The sequence below is a fragment of the Burkholderia sp. LAS2 genome (genome assembly GCF_018417615.1).
Lineage (GTDB): Bacteria > Pseudomonadota > Gammaproteobacteria > Burkholderiales > Burkholderiaceae > Burkholderia > Burkholderia sola.
The window spans coordinates 3,578,738-3,599,405 of record NZ_CP071052.1; the positions used below are offsets into that span (position 1 = coordinate 3,578,738).

The window sequence follows — 20,668 nt, forward strand, 5'->3', positions numbered from 1 at the left end:
CCATTCCGCATGATCCCGGCGTTAACCTGCGCTCCATTCCTGCCCGGCCGTGCGCCGGGACGTCCCTGTACCGGAGACCCCAGATGAGCGTCGAATTCATCGGCATGATCCAGAGCCAGAAGCAGTCGGAAATCCACCCGGCGTCCGGCCCCGTGGTCGATCCCGACTATGTGCGCGACTTTGCCCGCGCCCACGAAACGGCCGGCTTCGACCGGATTCTCGTGCCGCATCACTCGACCGGCCCGTCGGCGACGCTGACGATCGCGTTCGCGGCGGCCGCGACCGAGCGCATCCATTTCATGCTCGCGCATCGGCCGGGCTTCACCGCGCCGACGCTCGCCGCGCGGCAGATCGCGACGCTCGACCAGTTCAGCCGCGGCCGGCTCGCCGTGCACTTCATCTCCGGCGGCTCGGACAGCGAGCAGCAGCGCGACGGCGATTTCCTCGATCACGACGCACGCTATGCGCGCACCGACGAATACCTCGGCATCCTGCGGCGCATCTGGACCGAAGCGCAGCCGTTCGATCACGACGGTGCGCATTACCGGTTCAAGCAGGGTTTCTCGGAAGTGAAGCCGGTCCAGCAGCCGCATGTGCCGATCTACTTCGGCGGCGCGTCGGAAGCCGCGCTCGCGGTGGCCGGCAAGCACGCGGACGTCTACGCGCTGTGGGGCGAATCGCTCGACCAGGTGCGCGACCTGACGACGCGCGTCCGCGCCGAAGCCGCGAAACACGGCCGCCAGGTGCGCTTCTCCGTGTCGTTCCGCCCGATCCTCGCGGCGACCGAGGACGAAGCGTGGGCGCGTGCGCACCGCATCCTCGACGAAACGCGCCGGCTGCGCGAAGCGGCCGGACTCGGCGCCGGCGGCCCGCAGCAGAGCGAAGGCGCGCGCCGCCTGCTCGCCGCGGCCGAGCGCGGCTCGCGCGTCGACAAGCGGCTGTGGACCGAGATCGCGAAGCTCACCGGCGCGCGCTCGAATTCGACGGCGCTCGTCGGCACGCCCGAACAGGTCGCCGACGCACTGCTCGACTACTACGACCTCGGCGTGACGACGTTCCTGATTCGCGGCTTCGATCCGCTGGAAGACGCGATCGACTACGGCCGCGAACTGATTCCGCGCGTGCGCAGCGCCGTCGCCGCACGCGACGCGGCGCGCCGCGCTGCCTGAGACCAACGGAGCCCTACGCGACCATGTCCGCCGTCCTGTCCTCGCCCAACCGTACCGCATCGGGCCTCGTGCTCGCCGATACGCCGCGCCAGCACTTCTGGTTCGATCCGCCCGCGCCGCGCGTCGACGTCGCCGCCGAGCGCCGCCACCGGCAGGAGCGGCTCGCGGCCGCGTTCCGCCTGTTCGCGCGCTTCGGCTTCGCGGCGGGCCTCGCCGGCCACATCACCGCACGCGATCCAGAGCTGCCCGACCATTTCTGGGTGAACCCGCTCGGCGTGCATTTCTCGCAGATCAAGGTGTCCGACCTGCTGCTCGTCAACGCGCGCGGCGAAACCACGATCGGCACGCGGCCGCTGAACAAGGCCGCGTTCGCGATCCATGCGGCGATCCACGAAGCCCATCCGCACGTCGTCGCCGCCGCGCACACGCATTCGACCTACGGCAAGGCCTGGTCGACGCTCGGCCGCCCGCTCGATCCGCTCACGCAGGACGCGTGCGTGTTCTACGAGGATCACGCGCTGTTCGACGACTTCACGGGGATGGTCGTCGACACCAGCGAAGGCGCGCGGATCGCCGATGCGCTCGCGAAGCCGGACGGCACCACGCACAAGGGCGTGATCCTGAAGAACCACGGGATCCTGACGGCCGGCCCGACGGTCGAGGCCGCCGCGTGGTGGTACATCGCGCTCGACAACGTCGCGCACACGCAGTTGCTGGCCGAAGCGGCCGGCACGCCGCAACCGATCGATCATGCGACCGCGCGCCATACGCACGGCCAGATCGGCGGCCCCGACGGCGCGCTGCATGCGTTCGACAGCCTGTTCGCGCGCGTCGTCGCCGACGAACCCGACCTGCTCGACTGAGCCGCCTTTCCGCCACACCGGAGACCAGACAACATGACCCACACCACCGCGCCCACGCCTGCCGACGCGCACGACGACCAACGCCGCCGCCTGCTGCGCGCGGCCGGCGCCGCCGCGCTCGCCGTGCCGGCGATCACGCTCGGCCGCAAGGCCTGGTCCGCGCCGCCGCTGAAGAAACTCACGTTCGCGTGGAACCAGAACGCGTTCTGCCTGACGCCGATCGTCGTCGCGCAGGAGCGCGGCTTCTTCGAGAAAAACGGGCTGAAGGTCGAACTGATCAACTACAGCGGCTCGACCGACCAGCTGCTCGAATCGATCGCGACCGGCAAGGCCGATGCGGCGGTCGGGATGATCCACCGCTGGCTGAAGCCGCTCGAAGCCGGCTTCGACGTGAAGATCATCGGCAGCTCGCACGGCGGCTGCGTGCGGCTGCTCGGCGCGAAGGCCGCAGGCGTCACGACGCTGCAGGCGCTGAAGGGCAAGACGGTCGGCGTCAGCGATCTGGCCGCGCCCGGCAAGCACTTCTTCTCGATCCTGCTCGCGAAGAACGGCATCGATCCCGAGCGCGACATCACGTGGCGACAGTATCCGGCCGACCTGCTCGGCGTCGCGGTCGACAAGGGCGAAATCCACGCGATCGCCGACGGCGACCCGAATCTCTACCTGCTCGAAAAGCGCAGCAACGGCGCGTATACCGAACTCGCGACCAACCTGTCCGGCGAATACGCGCGCAAGGTGTGCTGCGTGATCGGCGCACGCGGCGACCTCGTGCGCAACGACCGGCCGTCGGCCGCCGCGCTCGCGCGCTCGATCGTGCAGGCCACCGAATACACGCACGACAACCCGAACGAAGCAGCGAAGGTGTTCGCGAAGTATTCGCCGAAGATCAGCCCCGAGGATCTGCGCAAGCTGTACGCGACGCTCACCTACACGCATCACCCGACCAACGTCGACCTGCAGCAGGAAATCGCGTTCTATGCGGACGATTTCCGGCGCATCAGCGTGCTGAAGAAGAGCACGGACCCGCAGCGCTTCGCGCAGCAGGTCTATGCGAACGTACTGGGGTAACGCGATGTCGACGATCGAACACGCTTCCGCCGCACGCGCCGCATCGGCCCCGGCCGGCGCCGCTGCCAACGCTACGGTTTCCGCGCGCGCAGCCTGCACGACTTGCGAAGCCACGCTGGCCGCAGAAGCCCGGCGCGCGCGCACCTGGCCGACCGGGATCGCCGCCGCGCTCGCGTGGGCCGCGCTCGGCGCGCTCACGCAGCTGTGGCCGAACCGGATCGTCGGCTTCAGCGACTGGGCGTACACCGATACGTTCGGCACGGCCGCGTGGACGATCGCCGCGCTGCTGCTCGTCGCCGCGACGCTCGGCCATCTCGTCGCGGCGACCCGCACGCGGCTCGCACGGGTGCGACCGGCCGGCCCGTGGCTCGTCGCGCTGCCGCTCGTGCTCGCCGCGTGGGAAATCGTCACCGCCAAAACCGGCTGGCTGCCGACGCCGTTCTTCGCGCCGCCGCAGGCGCTGATCGAGGTCTACGTCGACGACTGGCCGCGCCTCGCCGGCAGCGCCGGCAACACGCTGAAGCTGCTCGCGCTCGGGTTCGCGTACGGCGTCACGGTGGGCTTCGCGGTCGGCGTGTCGATCGGCTGGTCGCGCCGGATCGGCTACTGGGTGCATCCGGTGCTGCGCGTGCTCGGCCCCGTGCCGGCCACCGCGCTGCTGCCGCTCACGTTCTACTTCTTCCCGTCGAGCTATTCAGCCGCGGCGTTCCTGATCGCGCTCGCCACCGGGTTTCCGGTCGCCGTGCTGACGTGGTCGGGCGTCGCGAGCGTGAACAAGCAGTACTACGACGTCGCGCGCACGCTCGGCGCGAACGCGCGCTTCCTCGTGCTGCGCGTCGCGATTCCGGCCGCGCTGCCGCACGTGTTCGTCGGCATCTTCATGGGGCTGAGCGCGTCGTTCACGGTGCTGGTCGTCGCCGAGATGATGGGCGTCAAGTCGGGGCTCGGCTGGTATCTGAGCTGGGCGCAGGGCTGGGCGTCGTACGTGAACATGTATGCGGCGCTGCTCGTGATGGCGCTGCTGTTTTCCGGGTTGATCGCGCTGCTGTTCGCGGTGCGCGACCGTGTGCTCGCGTGGCAGAAAGGAACCGTCAAATGGTAAGCGCCGCCGTACTCGAATCGTCCGCTGCCACGGTCGCGGCGCCCGCCGTCACGTCGCCGCGCGGCGCACGCATCGACATCCGCCGCGTGAGCCATGCGTTCGACGGCCCCGGCGGCGCGCTGCCGGTGCTCGACGACGTGTCGCTGTCGGTCGCGGCCGGCGAATTCGTCGCGCTGCTCGGCCCGAGCGGTTGCGGGAAATCGACGCTGCTGCGGCTCGTCGCGGGGCTCGACGCCGCGCGGCAAGGAACGATCGCGCAGGACGGCACGCCGATCGAACGCCCCGATCCGTCGCGCATCGTCGTGTTCCAGGACCCGACGCTGTACCCGTGGCGGCGCGTGCGCGCGAACGTCGCGCTCGGCCTCGAAGCGCGCGGCGTCGCGCGCACCGCGCAGCATCGCGTCGACGATGCGCTCGCGCGCGTCGGGCTGCAGGCGTTCGCGAACATGTTTCCGCATCAGTTGTCCGGCGGGATGGCGCAGCGCGTCGCACTCGCCCGCGCGCTCGTCAACGATCCGCGCTTGCTGATCCTCGACGAACCGCTCGGCAAGCTCGATTCGCTGACGCGGCTCACGATGCAGGCCGAGTTGACCGCGCTGTGGCAACGCGACGGTTTCTCGGCGCTGCTCGTCACGCACGACGTGGAAGAGGCGCTGTTCCTCGCGCAGCACGTGATCGTGTTCGGGCCGCGCCCGGCACGGATCGTCGCCGAACTGCGCGTCGACCTGCCCTACCCGCGCCATCGCGGCGACCCGCGCCTCGCCGCATTGCGCCACGACGCGCTGCGGCATCTCGGGCTCGATGCGAGCTGGTAGATGCCGGATGCCGTTCGACGTTTGACTGCGGTACGCCGGAGACGCGCGCGATGAACGCGCCGCCATTCGCCGACTGGGCCATCGCGTTCCTGCAACTGCTGTATCGCGCGCAGATCGCGTTGGCGCGTGTGCTGCACGCGCTCGGCCTGACCGGCGACGCCGACGGCCAGGCCGCGTGGCCGTGGGCACGCCGCATCGCGCTCGAAACGCTGCACATCGACGCGGGACTCACGCGGCAACTCGCGTTCGCCTGTGGCGTGACGGCGCTGGCCGTCGTGCTCGCCTGCCTCGCACTGGCTTCGCGCAAGTGGCGTGTCGCGTCGGCCATCGCCGCGCTCGCCGTCGCGTGGTTCGCGCCGTGGCCGCCCGCTTCGCTGTGGCTCGCGCCTGCCGTGCCGACGAGCTTCCAGCGCGATCCCGCGCCGTTTTCCGTATCGAACGTGATGCGCGGCGCGCACCTGTATACGCAACATTGCGCGGCCTGCCACGGCGCGGACGGACGCGGCGAAGGGCCGCTCGCGGCCACGCTCGCGCACTGGCCGCCGACCTTCGCCGGCACGCTGCTCGCGCGTCGCCTCGACGGCGAACTGTTCTGGCGCGTGCGCCACGGCACGCAGGACGAGCACGGCGCAGCGACGATGCCCGGCTTCGCGGCGACGCTCGGCCCGCAGGACACGTGGGCCGTGCTCGACTACCTGAAAGCGTTGTCCGCCGGTAGCGGCGCGCAGGCGGAAGGCGCGTGGCCGGTGCCGGTCCCGCTGCCGGCACTCGACGTGCGCTGCGGCGACGCCGCGCCTCAGGCGCTCCAGCGCTGGCGCGAAGGTCAGCGCGTGCGCGTCGTCGCGCTCGCGCCGGGTGCGACGCCACCGCCGGAAGACGCGCGCTGGCAGACCTTGCTCGTCACCGAACGCGGCGCGCCCGTGCCAACGTCAGCCGGGGCGCGCGCTAACTGCGTCGCGACGACGGCCGATGCGTGGCGCGCATTCGCGACGATTGCCGGCGTTGCGCCCGACGCGCTCGGCGGCACGCAACTGCTGGCGGATCGGCGCGGCTGGCTGCGGGCGCGCGCGTTGCCGGGCAGCGCCGGCTGGTCGGATGCCGACCTGCTGTGCCGCTCGGACGCGGCGGTCCGGCCGGCCGCCGCGCGCGTGACAAGCGGCGACGCACTGACCGCGCTGCTGCTGCGCGTCGATCAGGAACCCGTGCGCGACGTACAGGCCGGGCTCCCGCATTGAACCCACGAATCCTTCCTTCGACAGAACTTCACGATGAATCCGACCCGACGCCACTTCCTCGCGCAGGCGAGCGCCCTTGCCACGATCGTCGCCGCGCCGGCCGCCCTGCGCGCGCAATCCGGCGCCCGCCCGCTGCTGCGCGCCGGCGACCAGAAAGGCGGGCTGCGCGCGCTGCTCGAAGCGGCCGGCGAACTGAACGGCCTCGCATACGACATCGCATGGACCGAATTCCCGGCCGCCGCACCGCTCGCGGAAGCGCTGAACGCGGCCGCCGTCGACTGCGGGCCGATCGGCGACGCGCCGGTGATCTTCGCGCTCGCGTCGGGCGCCCGCATCAAGGTGATCGGCGCGAACCGTTCCGATCCATACGGCACGGCCGTGCTCGTGCAACCCGACGCGGCGCTGAAAGGCGCGGCCGACCTGAAAGGCAAGCGCATCGGCACCACGCGCGGCTCGATCGGCCATTTCGTCACGCTGAAGGCGCTCGACGCGGCCGGCCTGCCGCCCGATGCCGTGTCGTTCCGCTTCCTGCCGCCGGCCGACACGATGCTGGCGCTCGCCACCGGCTCGATCGACGCGTGGGCGACCTGGGAGCCCTATACCGCGCTCGCCGAAACGAGCGGCCGCGCACGCGTGCTGGTCAACGGCCGCGGGCTGTGGTCGGGCCTCAGCTATCTTGCGGCGACCGACGCGGCGATCGCATCGAAGCGCGACGTGCTGCACGATTTCCTGCGGCGCGTCGTGCGCGCGCAGGCCTGGTCGTACCGGCACGTCGACGCGTATTCGGCCGCGCTCGCGCGCATCATCGGCATTCCGCCCGCCGCCGCGAAGCTGCAGTTCGAGCGCCGCGGCACGCGCTGGCAGCCGATCGACGCGACGGTGATCGCCGAGCAGCAGCGCACGGCCGACTTCTACCTGAAGGCCGGGCTGTTGCGCCAGCCGCTCGACGTGCGCACGACCTTCGACACGGGCTTCCCGCTCGCGTGACGGGCCGCGTGGCGGCGCGCGACCGCCCGAACGGCGCGGGCATGATCTGGCACAATCGCGTTTCGATCATCCCGCCTTCAGCCAGCGCCACGTCATGCCAGCCATCGCCGAACTCTTCGTCTACCCGATCAAATCCTGCGCCGGCATCGCGCTGCCGCGTGCGCAACTGCTCGAAACGGGCCTCGCGTACGACCGCCACTGGCTGATCACCGATCCGCACGGGCAGATGCTGACGCAGCGTACGCACCCGCGCCTCGCGCTGATCCGCCCGACGCTCGACAGCGACGCGCTCGTGCTGAACGCGCCGGGCATGCCGGCAATCCGCACGCCGCTGGATGGCGACGCGACGCCCGCCACGCCGAAGATGGCCGCGACCGTGTGGCGCGACACCGTCGACGCGATCGACACGGGCGCCGACACGGCCGCGTGGCTCACCGAATTCCTCGGCACGCCGACGAAGCTCGCGCGCTTCGGCCCCGACGCGCGCCGCGGCTGCAACCGCCAATGGACCGGCGACATCGATACGCATACGCAATTCTCGGACGCCTATCCGCTGCTCGTGATCGGTCAGTCGTCGCTCGACGACCTGAATGCGCGGCTCGCCGCGAAAGGCGCGCCGGCGATCCCGATGAACCGCTTCCGTCCGAACATCGTCGTGTCGGATCTCGACGCGTACGAAGAGGATTTCGTCGAGCACCTCGACACCGACGGCGACACGCCGGTGCGGCTGCGGCTCGTGAAGCTGTGCACGCGCTGCCCGGTGCCGACGATCGACCAGGCCACCGGCACGCCCGATCCCGCATGGCCGCACGAGCCGACCGACACGATGCAGACCTATCGCGCGAACCCGAATTACGACGGCGCGCTGACGTTCGGCATCAATGCGATCGTCGTCGAAGGCGCGGGCGCGTGGCTCGAAGTCGGGCAGCCGGTCGAAGCGGAGATCGGGTTCGGCGACTAAGCGACGATCCGCCACGACGACTGCCGCACAGGCGTGCACATGCGCCGGCAGATCAAGGCTCGGCTCTCCACCCACAATTTTATTGAACGATTGTTCCTGAATTGATATAGTTCGCTCATGGCAAGACCAAGGGAATTCGACACGGATGCAGCGCTTGACGGCGCGATCGCCGTTTTCAGCGAGCATGGCTTCGAGGGCAGCTCGGCCCAGATGCTCGTCAGCGCGATGGGCATCGGGCGGCAGAGCCTCTATGCGGCCTTCGGCGACAAATGGCAGCTTTACCTGTCGGCCGTGCGCCGCTACGGGATGGGCGAATGCGCTGCGCACTTCGACGCGCTGCGCAGCGGCGCACGCGCGATCGACGGGATCGACGCATTGCTCCGTCGCGTGGTCGAAACGGCCGCCCAACCTTGTCTTGGTACGATTTCGGTCTACGAATTCGGCGTGTCCCGCCCCGAGCTCGCGGAGATCCATGCGGTGCTGGCCCATAGCCTGATCGCCGCGATCGCGGCCCGAGTCCGCGATGCGCAGCGCGAAGGCGACGTGGCCGCCGGCCTCGTTCCCGAAGCGACCGCCCGGTTCCTGATCGCGAACATCACCGGCATCCGCGCGGCCGGTCGCGGCGGCGCCGACCACGCAAGCCTGAGCGCGTTGGCCGACATGACGCTGCGGGCGCTACGGTAGATTTTTTTGGCAAATTAATGAATGATCATTCAATAACAAGGTAAATCATGAAAGCCATTGTGATGAACGGCACCGGCGGCCGCGACATGCTGGAGCAGGTCGAGCGGCCCGCCCCGGTCGCGCGTACGGGCGAGGCGCTGGTCGAGATCGCCTTCGCAGGCGTCAACTTCATGGACATCGGCGTGCGACAGGGCATGGCGTGGACGGGATGGCCGAACCCGAAGATTCTTGGCGTCGAAGGCGCGGGCCGGGTGCTGGCGGTCGGCGACGGCGTCGACGGCATCGCACCCGGCCAGCGCGTCGCGTGGGCCTACGCGCCCGGCAGCTATGCGGAGCAGATTGCGATCCCCGCCACGTCGCTGGTGGCGGTTCCGGATACGATCGACGATCGCACGGCCGCCGCCGTGATGATGCAGGGTCTCACCGCCAGCCATTTCGCGACCGACTTCTATCCCGTACAGCCGGGCGACGTCGCTTTCGTCCACGCGGCGGCCGGCGGGCTGGGCCTGCTGTTGACGCAGATCATCAAGCTGCGCGGCGGCCGGGTAATCGGGCGCGTCTCGTCCGAAGACAAGGTCGCCGCGGCCAGGGAAGCGGGCGCGGATCATATGATCGTCGATACCAGCGGGCGGTTCGCCGCGAAGGCGCTGCGCCTGACCAACGGCGAAGGCGTGCACGTCGTCTACGACGGCTCCGGGCCGAAGACCTTTCAGGGGTCGCTCGACGTGCTGCGCCGCTCGGGAACCTTCTGCTGGTACGGTCCGGTGCTCGGCGGGCCGGGGCCGATCGACCTCATGAGCCTGCCGAGGAGCATCAAGATCGGCTATACGACCTTCTTCGATCATATCTACACGCCCGAACTGCTCCGCGCGCACTCGGCGCGGCTGTTCGACTGGATCGCGGAAGGCCGGCTCAAGGTCCGGATCGGCGGCGAATACCCGCTGGCGGACGCGGCGCACGCGCATGCCGACATGGAAAGCCGCAAGTCCATCGGCAAGCTGCTGCTGAAGCCGTGAGCGCCGGGGCGTCCGGTCGGCAGGCCGCGCGCCCCGCCACTCGGCTGCAACGGCTGCGACGCGTGTCGAAACCCTCTCTAACGATGGCTCGCCGCCGGCAGCCGCACCGTGACCACCAACCCGCCGCCGTGCGCATCGGCCAGCGTCACGCTGCCCTGATGCACGCGCGCGATCTCGCGCACGATCGACAAGCCGAGCCCCGTGCCTTCGACCGTCTGCGTCTTGCTGCCGCGATGGAAGCGTTCGAACACCGCGTCGCGTTCGTCGGCCGGAATGCCCGGCCCGTTGTCGATCACGTCGAGCCGCGCGTCCGCCCCGTCGCGCGACACGCGCACCGTGATCACCGCATGGTCGCCCACATAACGGATCGCGTTGTCGATCAGGTTGCCGATCATCTCGCCGAGCAGGTCGGACTGCCCGAGCACGTCGACGTCGGCCTCGTGCTCGAACCCGAGATCGATGTCGCGCGCGCGTGCGACGGGCGACCAGTCCAGCGTCACGCTGCGCGCGAGCCGATGCAGCGCGACCGGCTTGTGCGCGACCGCATGACCGCTGTCCGAATCGAGCCGCGACAGCGACAGCAGTTGCTGGACGATCTTCGCGGCCTGCCGCACCGCGCCGTTCGCGCGCCGCAGGTGCACGTTCGCGCGCGGCTGCTCGTCGGGCCGCAACGCGAGTTCGACGCCCGCCTGCACGGCCGCGAGCGGCGTCTTCAACTGATGGGCCGCATCGGCGAAGAAGCGGCGCCGCGCCACCTGCATCCGTTGCGTGCGACCGATGTACTGGTTGATCGAATCGACGAGCGGCGCGAGTTCGCTCGGCATCGCGCCCGTGTCGAGCGGCGTCGTATCGTCCTCGCTGCGCGCGGCGACCGTCGCCGACAGCCGGTTCAGCGGCCGCAGCCCGCGCCCGACGCCGAGCCACACGATTCCGAGCGCCAGCACGACGAGCAGCCCTTCCTGCAGCAGCGACCCGATCAGGATCTCGCGCGCGAGCGCCTGACGCGCCTCGATCGTCTCGCCGACCATCACCCACACGATGCGCGACTGCGCGGTCGGCACGTCGTGCACGGGAATACGCAACGCGGCCATCCGCAATTGCTCGCCGCGATACACGACGTCGTAGTAGCGCGTGACGAACAGCGCGCCATCGCCCGCGTCGCGGCCATGCGGCAGCGGTAGATCGGGATAGCCGGTGACCGTGCGGCCGTTGTCCTCGCGGATCAGGTAGTAGATCTTGCCGCCGTCGCTCGATTCGAGCATTTCGAGCGCGAGATACGGCAAGTCGACCTCGATCTCGCCGGCGTTGAGCCGCACGCCTTCGCGGATCGACTTCAGCGACGACGACAGCGTGCGGTCGAACGCGACGTGCGCGGCGCTCATCGCGCGCTGGTACGTGAGCCACGAGTCGAGTGCGAGCAGGCCGAGCAGCGGCAACAGCAGCCACAGCGCGACCTGCGCGCGCAGGTTCGGGCGGGTCATCATGCGGCTCGCCGGGCCGTCCCGACGGGCATGGCGGGGTATTCGCGGCGCATTACCCTGCGCCCGGGCCGGAGGTCGTCGTTGCGAAGCCGGCCGGCGACGGCATGCGCCTCCTCGGGGGCCAGTGAATGACGGTGAGCGTGAAGGCGGATCACTCGTCCGCCTTCGCTTCGAGCAAGTAGCCCAAGCCGCGCAGCGTGACGATCGCGACGCCCGTGTTCTCCAGCTTCTTGCGCAGGCGATACACGTAGATCTCGATCGCGTCCGCGTTGACCGATTCGTCGAGCCCGAAGATCTTCTCCGACAGCGTGTCCTTGTTGATCGCGCGGCCGTTGCGCAGGATCAGCACCTCGAGCACCGAGCGCTCGCGCGGCGTGAGCGACAGCGGCTCGCCCGCGAGATGGAAGCCGCGGTCGATACTGTCGTACGAAAGCGGCCCGCATTCGACGCGCGAGTGCTCGTGACCGAGGCTGCGCCGGATCAGCGCGCGGGCGCGCGCCTCCAGTTCGGTCAATTCGAACGGCTTCGCGAGATAGTCGTCGGCGCCGAGATCGAGCCCTTTCACGCGGTCCTCGACCGACCCGTGCGCGGTGAGGATCAGCACCGGCACCGGATTGCGGCGCGCGCGCAGCCGCCGCAGCACCTCCAGCCCGTCGAGCTTCGGCAGCCCGAGATCGAGGATCACCAGCGCGTAATCCTGCGTGCGCAGCACGTGGTCCGCCGCCTCGCCGTCGGCCATGTGATCGACCGCGAAGCGCGCGGCGCTCAGCGCGTCGTTCAGCGACTGGGCCAGGTTCGGGTTGTCTTCGACGAGCAGCACGCGCATGGGGATTCCGGTAAGGTCAGCGACAGCCCGCTACATTACATGATCCTTTCCGTCTCCACGCCTCGCGCAAACACGGGTTGCGCGGGTGTTGCGAAGCGGCCGCGGGCGGCGCCGGCGGCTGCCGCTCAGCGCTCGGCAGCCGGACGGTTGCGCGCCGCGATGCGCGCATCGCCGGTCACACGCCGCTCGCGAAAACCGGCCACCACCGCGACGAACGCGATACTCGCGCCGGCCGTGATGGCGATCATCGGGCGCGCGGTGCCGTCCGACAGCCACGCCAGCACGCCACCGCACGCGGCCGTGATCGCCATCTGGATAAAGAAGAACAGCCCCGACGCCGTGCCGGCGGTCCTCGTGTACGGCTGCATCACCGCGAACTGGCAGGCCGGAATCGCGATCCCGACCGCGATCATCACGACGAACATCGGTGCGACGAGGGCCGTCACCGAAGTCGGGGCGATCGCGCCGCCGATCCCCAGCACGGCGGCGCCGACGAGATTGACGGCCGCCGCCGCCGCGATGACCGAATCGGCTGACCAGCGCGCGCTGATCCGCGCGAACATATTCGAACCGACCAGATAGCCGAGTACGGTCACGCCGAAGATCGCCGCATAGACCGGCCCGGACACGCCGATGTGCCGCTGGAACAGCGTCGACGATTCCGCGATGAACGGGTAGTACGTGCAGTAAGCAAAGCTGATCGCGAGCGAATAGCGCAGGAAGCGCCGCTCGCGCAGCAGGCCGGCGTAGGTCCGCAGCAGTCCGGCGCCGGCTGGCGGCCGCGCGTCGCATTCGCGCGTCTCGGGCAGGTAGCGCAGCACCATCGCGGCCGCGACCAGCCCGCCCGCCGCCAGCCAGCCGAACACGCCGCGCCAGCCGAGCCACTCGGCGATCGCGCTGCCGGCCAGCGGCGCGACCACCGGCGACAGCGCCATGCCGGCCGAAATATGGCCGAGCATCGTGGCCTGCGTCGCGGCCGGAAAACGTTCGCGCACGATCACGCGGCCGATCACGGTCCCGGTGCAGCCGCCCAGCGCCTGGAACATGCGCGCGGCGATCAGCGCAGGGATGCTCGTCGACCCTGCGCATGCGACGCTTGCGACGACGTACACGCCCAGGCCGCCGAGCAGCACCGGACGTCGGCCGTAGCGGTCGGACAGCGGCCCCGACACCAGCATCGACAGCGCATAGCCGACCATGTACAGGGTCAGCGTGAGCTGCAACTGCGCGTCGGTGCCGTGCAGCGCGTCCGCCATCGCGGGCAGCGACGGCAGGTACGCATCGATCGTGACGCGCGGCAGGCACACCACGAGCATCAGCAGGAACAGCCAGCCCCATCGGGGTAATGAGCGCGTCTTCATGCGGTGAGTCCGTTTCGGTCAGGATGGGTGGGGTCGACAGCAATCTAAGGCGAAAGTGATATAAGCTGAAGGGCCATTAAATCGACTATTGACTGGACCACTATGCCGCGAGGCAAAGCCGCGATTCCGCTGGATCTGCCGCGCCCCGCCGGGCTGTCGGGCGGCAGTCCGCAGTCGAAGCAGGAATGCATCGCCGACACGATTCGCGACGCGATCCTGAAACGCCTGCTGCCCGCCGACAGCCCGCTGCCCTCGAGCCGGACGCTGGCCGCGCGCTGGGACGTCGCACGCGGCACCGTCGAAGCGGCATACGACATCCTGTGCGCCGAGGGCTACATCGCCCGCACGCAGGGGTCCGGCACACGGGTCTGCGCGGTAGTGCCGGACAGCTATCTGCGCGCGGCCGCGCAGTCGCGCGACGGCGCCCCGCTCCACGCCGCCGCCTCCCCGGCGCCGGCCGCCGCGGCCGAATCCGAGCACGGCGTGCGTCCGGGCGTCCCGTTCGTCGCGCGGCTCGCCGATCCCGGCCTGCTGCCGATGCAGCAATGGAAGAAGGCGCTCGGCGCCGGCCTGCTTGCCGCGACGGCCGACGAGCTCGGCGCGACGCCGGCCCAGGGCGTCGAAAGCCTGCGCGCCGAAATCGCCGCGTACCTGCGCGAATACCGCGGCATCCCGTGCGAGGCCGGCGACATCGTCATCACGACCGGCATCCGCCACGCGATCGACCTCGTCGCGCGCACGCTGCTCGCGCCCGGCTCGACGGTGCTGATGGAAGATCCCGGTTATGCGTCGGCGTGGCAGATCTTCACGCTCGCGGGCGCGACCGCGATCGACGTGCCGGTCGATCGGGAAGGCATCGACACCGCGTCGCTGGACCGCCATCCCGATGCGCGCGCCGCCTACGTGACGCCGGCCCATCAGGCGCCGCTCGGCGTCACGATGTCGGTGTCGCGTCGGCTCGAACTGCTCGACTGGGCGCAACGCCACCGCACGTGGATCATCGAGGACGACTACGACGGCGAATTCAGCTACCAGACCGCCCCGCTGCCCGCGCTGAAATCGCTCGATGCGTGCGATCGCGTGATCTACTGCGGGTCGTTCAACAAGACGCTGTTTTCCGGGCTGCGCATCGGCTTCATGGTCGTGCCGGCGGCACTGCGGCCGGCGCTGTCCGCCGTGTGGCACGCGACCGCGCGCTCGGTCGGCGTCGCGCCGCAGCTCGCGCTCGCGCGCTTCATCGGCCACGGCGATTTCGCGAAGCACCTGCGCGCCGCCCGCCACGCATACCGTCAGCGGCGCGACATCGTGCTCGACCAGTTGGCGAAGCATGCGGGCGGCCGATACACGGTGTCCGGCGAGCATGCGGGCTTTCATTTCGTGCTGTGGCTGCCACCCGGCATCAAGGAGGCTGCGTACGTTTCGCAAGCCCGCGCGGCGGGCATCGAGTTGCAGCCGATCCACGGCTTCTGTCGAAGCGCCCGGTGCGAAGCGGGCGTCGTCGTCGGGTATGCGGCGCTGACGGCCGCGCACGCACGGCATGGCGGCCGCGTCCTCGGACAACTGCTGGCCGCGTCCGCGTAGCCGGCAACCTCGCCCCCTCTCCCTTTCGAACCCTGCCGCGCGCCGCGAAACCCGCGGCGGCGGCCGCGTCGACCTCGGGAAATCCATGACACGAACGGCACGATTGTGAACGGAAATGAAAGCGGGCTGAAAGTGCGTCGCACTTAACATCCGCGTCACTCGAACAACATCGACGCATCACTGGAGGAAGACATGCCGTTTGCACCGAAGCACCTCGCCGCCGCGCTGGCGGTCCTTCTGGGCACCGCCGCCGGCAGCGCCGCCGCGCAGGTTCCGGCCGGCTACCCGGGGAACTACCAGGGCGTGATCGACGCCGCGAAGAAGGAAGGCAAGCTGATCGTCTACTCGACGACCGACACGGGCCTCGTACGTCCGCTGATCAAGGACTTCGAAAGCCTGTACGGCGTGAAGGTCGAGTACAACGACATGAACAGCACCGAGCTGTACAACCGCTACATCAGCGAGAACGCGGCGAGCAGCACCAGCGCCGACGTGCTGTGGAGCTCGGCGATGGACCTGCAGGTCAAGCTCGTCAACGACGGCCTGATGGCGTCCTACGATTCGCCCGAAAGCCCGAACGTGCCGCAATGGGCGCAATACCAGAAGCAGGCGTACGGCACGACGTTCGAGCCGCTCGCAATCGTCTACAACAAGCGCCTGATCCCCGAAAACGAAGTGCCGAAGACGCGCGCCGAGCTGATCAAGCTGCTCACCACGCAGGCCGACAAGTTCAAGGGCAAGGTCACGACCTACGACATCGAGAAATCGGGCGTCGGCTTCAACTACCTGACCCAGGACGCGCACGTGAACGAGAAGGTCACGTGGGAGCTGGTAAACGCGATCGGCGCGACCGGCCCGAAGCTGCAGTCGAGCACGGGCGCGATGATGGAGCGCATCTCGTCGGGCGAGAACCTGATCGGCTACAACATCATCGGTTCGTACGCGTACGCGAAGGCGAAGAAGGACAAGTCGATCGGCTACGTGTTTCCGAAGGACTACACACAGGTCGTGAGCCGCCTCGCCACCGTGTCGAAGAAGGCGAAGAACCCGAACGCCGCGAAGCTGTGGGTCGACTACCTGCTGTCCAAGCGCGGCCAGACGCTGATCGCGAACCAGGCGAACCTGTACGCGATCCGCGCGGACGTGACCGGCGAGACGTCGGCCGCGAGCCTCACGAAGGAACTCGGCGATTCGCTGAAGCCGATCCAGATCGGCACCGGCCTGCTCGTCTATCTCGACCAGTCGAAGCGCCTCGCGTTCCTGAAGCAATGGCAGCAGGCGATCAAGCGCTGATGCGCTGATCGGCTTCGGCTGACCCAGGCTGCCCGCCGCCCGTCGCGCGGGCAGCCCCTTCTCCTCACCGACTTCCTTGAGGCGGCCATCCGGATGGCCGCAGGGGCGAACTCATGCTTTCAACCAGCACACGCGGCACGGCACCGGCCGTTCCGCCCGCCGTCGGCCCGCGCGACGCCGTTCCCGCGCTGCCGGTCAGCCGCCTGCAGCCGCTCGCCGGCATGCTGCGCTGGATCGTCGTCGCGGTACTGACCGTCGCGGTCGCGCTGCCGCTCGGCTTCATCCTGTTCCAGAGCCTGCTGTCCGCGCCGTTCTTCGACGCGAACAAGACGCTCGGCATCGACGGCTTCCGCTTCATCTTCAGCGATCCCGACTTCTGGTCGGCCGTGAAGAACTCGTTCATCATCGCCGGCGGGATGCTGTTCATCTCGATCCCGCTCGGCGGCATCCTCGCGTTCCTGATGGTGCGCACCGACCTGCCCGGCCGCCGCTGGCTCGAACCGCTGCTGCTCACGCCGGTGTTCGTGTCGCCGATGGTGCTCGCGTTCGGCTACGTGGTCGCGGCCGGCCCGGTCGGCTTCTACTCGGTGTGGTTCAAGGAACTGTTCGGGGTGCAGAACGTGCCCTGGAACGTGTATTCGATCTTCGCGATCACGGTGATCGTCGGCCTCACGCACGTGCCGCACGTGTACCTGTATTCGTCGGCCGCGCTGCGCAACCTCGGCTCGGACGTCGAGGAAGCGGCGCGCGTGACGGGCGCCCGCCCGTTCCGCGTCGCGCTCGACGTGAGCCTGCCGATGACGATGCCCGCGCTGCTGTTCGCCGGCGTGCTGGTGTTCTTCCTCGGCTTCGAGGTGTTCGGGCTGCCGCTCGTGCTCGGCGACCCGGAAGGCCACCTCGTGCTCGCGACCTACCTGTACAAGCTGACCAACAAGCTCGGCGTGCCGTCGTATCACCTGATGGCCGCGGTCGCCGTGTGCATCGTCGCGATCACGTTCCCGCTCGTGCTGCTGCAGCGCCGCCTGCTGAAGACCGCGAGCCGCTTCGTCACCGTGAAGGGCAAGGCCGGCCGCGCGACGGTGCTGCCGCTCGGCGTGTGGCGTTGGGTCGCGCTCGCGATCGTCGCGCTGTGGCTGATGCTGACCGTGATCGTGCCGATCTCGGGCATCGTGCTGCGCGCGTTCGTGACCAACTGGGGCGAAGGCGTCGCGCTCGCCGAGGTACTGACGCTGTCGAACTTCATCGAGCTGTTCGAGCAGGACAACCTGGTGCGCGCGATCGTCAACACGCTTGGCATCGGCGTGATCGGCGGCGCGCTCGCGATCGGCTTCTACTCGCTCGTCGCGTTCGCCGGCCACCGTCGCCCCGACTGGGCGACCAGGCTGCTCGACTACCTCGTGCTGCTGCCGCGCGCGGTGCCGGGCCTGCTCGCCGGTCTCGCGTTCCTGTGGATTTTCCTGTTCGTGCCCGGCCTGCGCGAACTGAAGAACTCGATGTGGAGCATCTGGATCGCGTACACGGTCGTGTGGCTCGCGTACGGGATGCGGCTGATCCAGAGCGCGCTGCTGCAGGTCGGCCCCGAGCTGGAAGAAGCCGGCCGCAGCGTCGGCGCGACGCGCAGCCGCGTGTCGCTCGACGTGACGCTGCCGCTCGTGCGCTTCGGCCTGCTCGCCGCGTGGCTGCTGATCTTCATGATCTTCGAGCGCGAATACTCGACCGCCGTCTACCTGCTGTCGCCCGGCACCGAAGTGATCGGCGCGCTGCTCGTGTCGCTGTGGGCGACCGGCGCCGTCGACCAGGTCGCCGCGCTCTCTGTCATCAACATCGCGATGGTCGGCGCCGGTCTCGGCGTGGCCCTGCGCTTCGGAGTGAAACTTCATGGATAAGCTCATCGTCGACGATCTGCACCTCAGCTACGGCGCCAACCCGATCCTCAAGGGCGTGTCGTTCGAACTGAAGGCCGGCGAAGTCGTGTGCCTGCTCGGCGCGTCGGGCAGCGGCAAGACCACGCTGCTGCGCGCGGTGGCCGGCCTCGAACAGCCGTCCGACGGACGCATCCAGCTCGACGAGCGCGTGTTCTTCGACGGCGCGCAACGCATCGACCTGCCCGTCGAACAGCGTTCGCTCGGCCTCGTGTTCCAGTCGTACGCGCTGTGGCCGCACCGCACCGTCGCCGACAACGTCGGCTACGGCCTCAAGCTGCGCCGCGTCGCGCCGGCCGAACAGAAGCAGCGCGTGCGGACCGCGCTCGACCAGCTCGGCCTCGGCCATCTCGCCGAGCGCTTTCCGCATCAGCTATCGGGCGGCCAGCAGCAACGTGTCGCGATCGCCCGCGCGCTCGTCTACAACCCGCCGGTGATCCTGCTCGACGAGCCGCTGTCGAACCTCGACGCGAAGCTGCGCGAGGAGGCGCGTGCGTGGCTGCGCGAGCTGATCGTGTCGCTCGGGCTGTCGGCCCTGTGCGTGACGCACGACCAGACCGAAGCGATGGCGATGTCCGACCGCATCCTGCTGCTGCGCAACGGCCGCATCGAGCAGGAAGGCACGCCGGCCGAGCTGTACGGTGCGCCGCGCTCGCTGTACACGGCCGAGTTCATGGGCAGCAACAACCGCATCGACGCGCGCGTCGCCGCGATCGACGGCGAATGCGTGACGCTCGCCGGCGACGGCTGGGAGTTGCAAGCGCTTGCCCGCGACACGCTCGCGCCGGGCCAGGACGCCCAGGCCGTGATCCGTCTCGAACGCGTGCAGGTCGCCGACGGCCCGGGCGCGAACCGGCTGCAGGCCGACCTCGTCACGTCGATGTATCTCGGCGACCGATGGGAATACCTGTTCCATTGCGGCGACATGCGCCTGCGTGCGTTCGGCCATGTGCCGCGCGCGGCCGGCAAGCACTGGATCGAATTCCCGACCAACGACTGCTGGGCGTTCGCGAAAGCGGGCTGACCCGATCGCGGCGGCTCGCGCGCCGCCGCGCTGGCAGTCGAGCGCGTATCCCTTTGCGACTCGCATCGACGGACGCTTCATCGCGTCCGCCGATGGCGCGCTGCGTGCCCGTTTTCCGTTTCACCCCGCCTAAAACAACCCAGGAGACACCGTCAAAATGAAGTCACGCGCAGAACGTTCTATTCGAGCAGTAGTCCTCACCGGTTCGGCTGCAGCCGCCTGTCTCGCCGCGCCGGTCGCGCACGCGCAGTCGTCGGTCACGATATACGGGATCATGGACGCCGGCATCGAATTCGCGAACCATGCGGCACCGGAAGGCGGCAATTCGATCAAGCTGAAGTCGGGCAACAAGAACACGTCGCGCTGGGGCTTGCGCGGCGTCGAGGATCTCGGCGGCGGGTTGAAGGCCGTGTTCCGGCTCGAAAGCGGCATCGATCTCGCGAACGGTGCGTCCGACGACGGCCCGGACTCGATCTTCGCGCGCCGCGCGACGGTCGGCCTGAAAAGCAAATGGGGCGAGCTGACGCTTGGCCGCAACTTCACCGTCACGTACGACTACATGATGCCGTTCGACCCGATGGGTTACTCGCAGAACTATTCGTGGGCCTCGTCGTCGATGGCGACGGGCGGCCGCAAGGACGGCATGTTCACGCGCTCGTCGAACGCCGTGCGCTACGACGGCGAATTCAGCGGCTTCAAGTTCGGCGCGCTGTACGGTTTCGGCAACGTGCCGGGCAGCGTGAAGACCAGCTCCAAGTACGATTTCGCGATCGGTTACGAGACGGGGCCGTTCGCCGCCGTCGTCACGTTCGACCGGCAGAACGGTGCGGCCGACAGCGTCACGCCGGCCGATACCGTCAACTACATTCAAGGCATCCACGCGGGCCTGAGCTACGACTTCGGCAACCTGAAAACGATGGCCGGATACCGCAATTACAAGCGCACGTTCCGCACCACGGCGGCGAACCAGTTGAGCGACATGGTTTGGCTCGGCGGGTCGTACCAGTTCACGCCGACGTTCTCGCTGATCGCGGCCGTCTATCACCAGAACATCAAGGGCGGCACGGATGCCGACCCGACACTGGTGTCGGTGCGCGCGCAGTATGCGCTGTCGAAGCGCACGGTGCTGTATGCGGCCGGGGCGTTCGCGATCGCGAAACACGACCAGAAAGTCGGCGTGTCGCGCGATTTCAACGGGTATGGCACCACGCAGGTCGGGGTCACGGCGGGGATTCAGCAGCGGTTTTGAGTCTGACCGAATGGCACGGGCGGCGGTACAT

18 protein-coding genes are annotated in these 20,668 nt (G+C 69.1%); 15 read left to right on the top strand and 3 right to left on the bottom strand.

All coding sequences use genetic code 11. The features are described from left to right. The first annotated feature begins 83 nt into the window (after positions 1-83). From JYG37_RS16570 to JYG37_RS16615, 10 genes are all read left to right on the top strand, one after another. Positions 84-1,169: an LLM class flavin-dependent oxidoreductase gene (locus JYG37_RS16570; RefSeq protein WP_050010917.1), complete on the top strand. Its 1,086-nt coding sequence runs from the start codon at positions 84-86 to the stop codon at positions 1,167-1,169. A gap of 23 nt (positions 1,170-1,192) precedes the next feature. Continuing rightward, a complete protein-coding gene (locus tag JYG37_RS16575; RefSeq protein ID WP_124630291.1) occupies positions 1,193-2,032 on the top strand; it encodes a class II aldolase/adducin family protein in 840 nt (279 codons plus the stop codon). A gap of 33 nt (positions 2,033-2,065) precedes the next feature. After that, positions 2,066-3,100: an ABC transporter substrate-binding protein gene (locus tag JYG37_RS16580; protein ID WP_027782912.1), complete on the top strand. Its 1,035-nt coding sequence runs from the start codon at positions 2,066-2,068 to the stop codon at positions 3,098-3,100. A gap of 4 nt (positions 3,101-3,104) precedes the next feature. Then, positions 3,105-4,202 (top strand): ABC transporter permease, encoded by a 1,098-nt coding sequence (locus JYG37_RS16585; RefSeq protein ID WP_050010915.1) that lies wholly within the window; start codon positions 3,105-3,107, stop codon positions 4,200-4,202. After that, on the top strand, positions 4,196-5,017 hold the full coding sequence (locus tag JYG37_RS16590) for an ABC transporter ATP-binding protein (protein ID WP_213345613.1): 822 nt from the start codon (positions 4,196-4,198) through the stop codon (positions 5,015-5,017). Before JYG37_RS16585 ends, JYG37_RS16590 begins: the two co-directional genes overlap by 7 nt. 50 nt (positions 5,018-5,067) lie before the next feature. Continuing rightward, the gene (locus JYG37_RS16595; protein WP_089489309.1) at positions 5,068-6,252 is read left to right on the top strand and encodes a c-type cytochrome; all 1,185 of its coding nucleotides are present in this window, start codon (positions 5,068-5,070) and stop codon (positions 6,250-6,252) included. Positions 6,253-6,285: 33 nt separating this feature from the next. Beyond that, positions 6,286-7,239, top strand: a complete 954-nt coding sequence (locus JYG37_RS16600; RefSeq protein ID WP_050010912.1) for an ABC transporter substrate-binding protein — start codon at positions 6,286-6,288, stop codon at positions 7,237-7,239. Between the two features lie 94 nt (positions 7,240-7,333). After that, the gene (locus JYG37_RS16605; protein ID WP_050010911.1) at positions 7,334-8,200 is read left to right on the top strand and encodes an MOSC domain-containing protein; all 867 of its coding nucleotides are present in this window, start codon (positions 7,334-7,336) and stop codon (positions 8,198-8,200) included. A gap of 117 nt (positions 8,201-8,317) precedes the next feature. Next, a complete protein-coding gene (locus tag JYG37_RS16610; protein WP_089489307.1) occupies positions 8,318-8,884 on the top strand; it encodes a TetR/AcrR family transcriptional regulator in 567 nt (188 codons plus the stop codon). A 62-nt stretch (positions 8,885-8,946) separates the two neighbouring features. Further along, positions 8,947-9,900, top strand: a complete 954-nt coding sequence (locus JYG37_RS16615; RefSeq protein WP_249745997.1) for a quinone oxidoreductase family protein — start codon at positions 8,947-8,949, stop codon at positions 9,898-9,900. Positions 9,901-9,977: 77 nt separating this feature from the next. Here JYG37_RS16615 and JYG37_RS16620 read toward each other — a convergent pair whose 3' ends face one another. From JYG37_RS16620 to JYG37_RS16630, 3 genes are all read right to left on the bottom strand, one after another. Further along, positions 9,978-11,381: a sensor histidine kinase gene (locus JYG37_RS16620; RefSeq protein ID WP_050011087.1), complete on the bottom strand. Its 1,404-nt coding sequence runs from the start codon at positions 11,379-11,381 to the stop codon at positions 9,978-9,980. Between the two features lie 151 nt (positions 11,382-11,532). Beyond that, positions 11,533-12,207: a response regulator gene (locus tag JYG37_RS16625; protein WP_050010908.1), complete on the bottom strand. Its 675-nt coding sequence runs from the start codon at positions 12,205-12,207 to the stop codon at positions 11,533-11,535. 125 nt (positions 12,208-12,332) lie between these two features. Next, entirely contained in the window at positions 12,333-13,568 is a 1,236-nt protein-coding gene (locus JYG37_RS16630; protein WP_213345615.1) for a multidrug effflux MFS transporter, read from the bottom strand. Between the two features lie 102 nt (positions 13,569-13,670). Here JYG37_RS16630 and pdxR point away from each other — a divergent pair, with 102 nt between their 5' ends. The 5 genes from pdxR (at position 13,671) to JYG37_RS16655 (ending at position 20,637) form a co-directional block, all read left to right on the top strand. Then, entirely contained in the window at positions 13,671-15,149 is a 1,479-nt protein-coding gene (gene pdxR / locus JYG37_RS16635) for a MocR-like pyridoxine biosynthesis transcription factor PdxR (RefSeq protein WP_213345616.1), read from the top strand. Between the two features lie 192 nt (positions 15,150-15,341). Next, positions 15,342-16,442, top strand: a complete 1,101-nt coding sequence (locus JYG37_RS16640) for an ABC transporter substrate-binding protein (protein ID WP_050010905.1) — start codon at positions 15,342-15,344, stop codon at positions 16,440-16,442. Positions 16,443-16,555: 113 nt separating this feature from the next. Then, the gene (locus JYG37_RS16645; protein WP_050010904.1) at positions 16,556-18,328 is read left to right on the top strand and encodes an ABC transporter permease; all 1,773 of its coding nucleotides are present in this window, start codon (positions 16,556-16,558) and stop codon (positions 18,326-18,328) included. After that, positions 18,321-19,388, top strand: coding sequence for an ABC transporter ATP-binding protein (locus JYG37_RS16650; protein WP_176015328.1), 1,068 nt, complete (start codon positions 18,321-18,323; stop codon positions 19,386-19,388). Before JYG37_RS16645 ends, JYG37_RS16650 begins: the two co-directional genes overlap by 8 nt. A gap of 157 nt (positions 19,389-19,545) precedes the next feature. Further along, positions 19,546-20,637 carry a porin gene (locus tag JYG37_RS16655; protein WP_089489303.1) on the top strand — a complete coding sequence of 364 codons (1,092 nt, stop codon included), beginning with the start codon at positions 19,546-19,548 and terminating at the stop codon, positions 20,635-20,637. The last annotated feature ends 31 nt before the right edge of the window (positions 20,638-20,668 follow it).

What these genes read in the sequence shown, in the direction of transcription:
- JYG37_RS16570 (WP_050010917.1), top strand. Translation starts at nt 84, where the DNA reads ATGAGCGTCGAATTCATCGGCATGATCCAGAGCCAGAAGCAGTCGGAA.
- JYG37_RS16575 (WP_124630291.1), top strand. Translation starts at nt 1,193, where the DNA reads ATGTCCGCCGTCCTGTCCTCGCCCAACCGTACCGCATCGGGCCTCGTG.
- JYG37_RS16580 (WP_027782912.1), top strand. Translation starts at nt 2,066, where the DNA reads ATGACCCACACCACCGCGCCCACGCCTGCCGACGCGCACGACGACCAA.
- JYG37_RS16585 (WP_050010915.1), top strand. Translation starts at nt 3,105, where the DNA reads ATGTCGACGATCGAACACGCTTCCGCCGCACGCGCCGCATCGGCCCCG.
- JYG37_RS16590 (WP_213345613.1), top strand. Translation starts at nt 4,196, where the DNA reads ATGGTAAGCGCCGCCGTACTCGAATCGTCCGCTGCCACGGTCGCGGCG.
- JYG37_RS16595 (WP_089489309.1), top strand. Translation starts at nt 5,068, where the DNA reads ATGAACGCGCCGCCATTCGCCGACTGGGCCATCGCGTTCCTGCAACTG.
- JYG37_RS16600 (WP_050010912.1), top strand. Translation starts at nt 6,286, where the DNA reads ATGAATCCGACCCGACGCCACTTCCTCGCGCAGGCGAGCGCCCTTGCC.
- JYG37_RS16605 (WP_050010911.1), top strand. Translation starts at nt 7,334, where the DNA reads ATGCCAGCCATCGCCGAACTCTTCGTCTACCCGATCAAATCCTGCGCC.
- JYG37_RS16610 (WP_089489307.1), top strand. Translation starts at nt 8,318, where the DNA reads ATGGCAAGACCAAGGGAATTCGACACGGATGCAGCGCTTGACGGCGCG.
- JYG37_RS16615 (WP_249745997.1), top strand. Translation starts at nt 8,947, where the DNA reads ATGAACGGCACCGGCGGCCGCGACATGCTGGAGCAGGTCGAGCGGCCC.
- JYG37_RS16620 (WP_050011087.1), bottom strand. Translation starts at nt 11,381, where the DNA reads ATGACCCGCCCGAACCTGCGCGCGCAGGTCGCGCTGTGGCTGCTGTTG.
- JYG37_RS16625 (WP_050010908.1), bottom strand. Translation starts at nt 12,207, where the DNA reads ATGCGCGTGCTGCTCGTCGAAGACAACCCGAACCTGGCCCAGTCGCTG.
- JYG37_RS16630 (WP_213345615.1), bottom strand. Translation starts at nt 13,568, where the DNA reads ATGAAGACGCGCTCATTACCCCGATGGGGCTGGCTGTTCCTGCTGATG.
- pdxR (WP_213345616.1), top strand. Translation starts at nt 13,671, where the DNA reads ATGCCGCGAGGCAAAGCCGCGATTCCGCTGGATCTGCCGCGCCCCGCC.
- JYG37_RS16640 (WP_050010905.1), top strand. Translation starts at nt 15,342, where the DNA reads ATGCCGTTTGCACCGAAGCACCTCGCCGCCGCGCTGGCGGTCCTTCTG.
- JYG37_RS16645 (WP_050010904.1), top strand. Translation starts at nt 16,556, where the DNA reads ATGCTTTCAACCAGCACACGCGGCACGGCACCGGCCGTTCCGCCCGCC.
- JYG37_RS16650 (WP_176015328.1), top strand. Translation starts at nt 18,321, where the DNA reads ATGGATAAGCTCATCGTCGACGATCTGCACCTCAGCTACGGCGCCAAC.
- JYG37_RS16655 (WP_089489303.1), top strand. Translation starts at nt 19,546, where the DNA reads ATGAAGTCACGCGCAGAACGTTCTATTCGAGCAGTAGTCCTCACCGGT.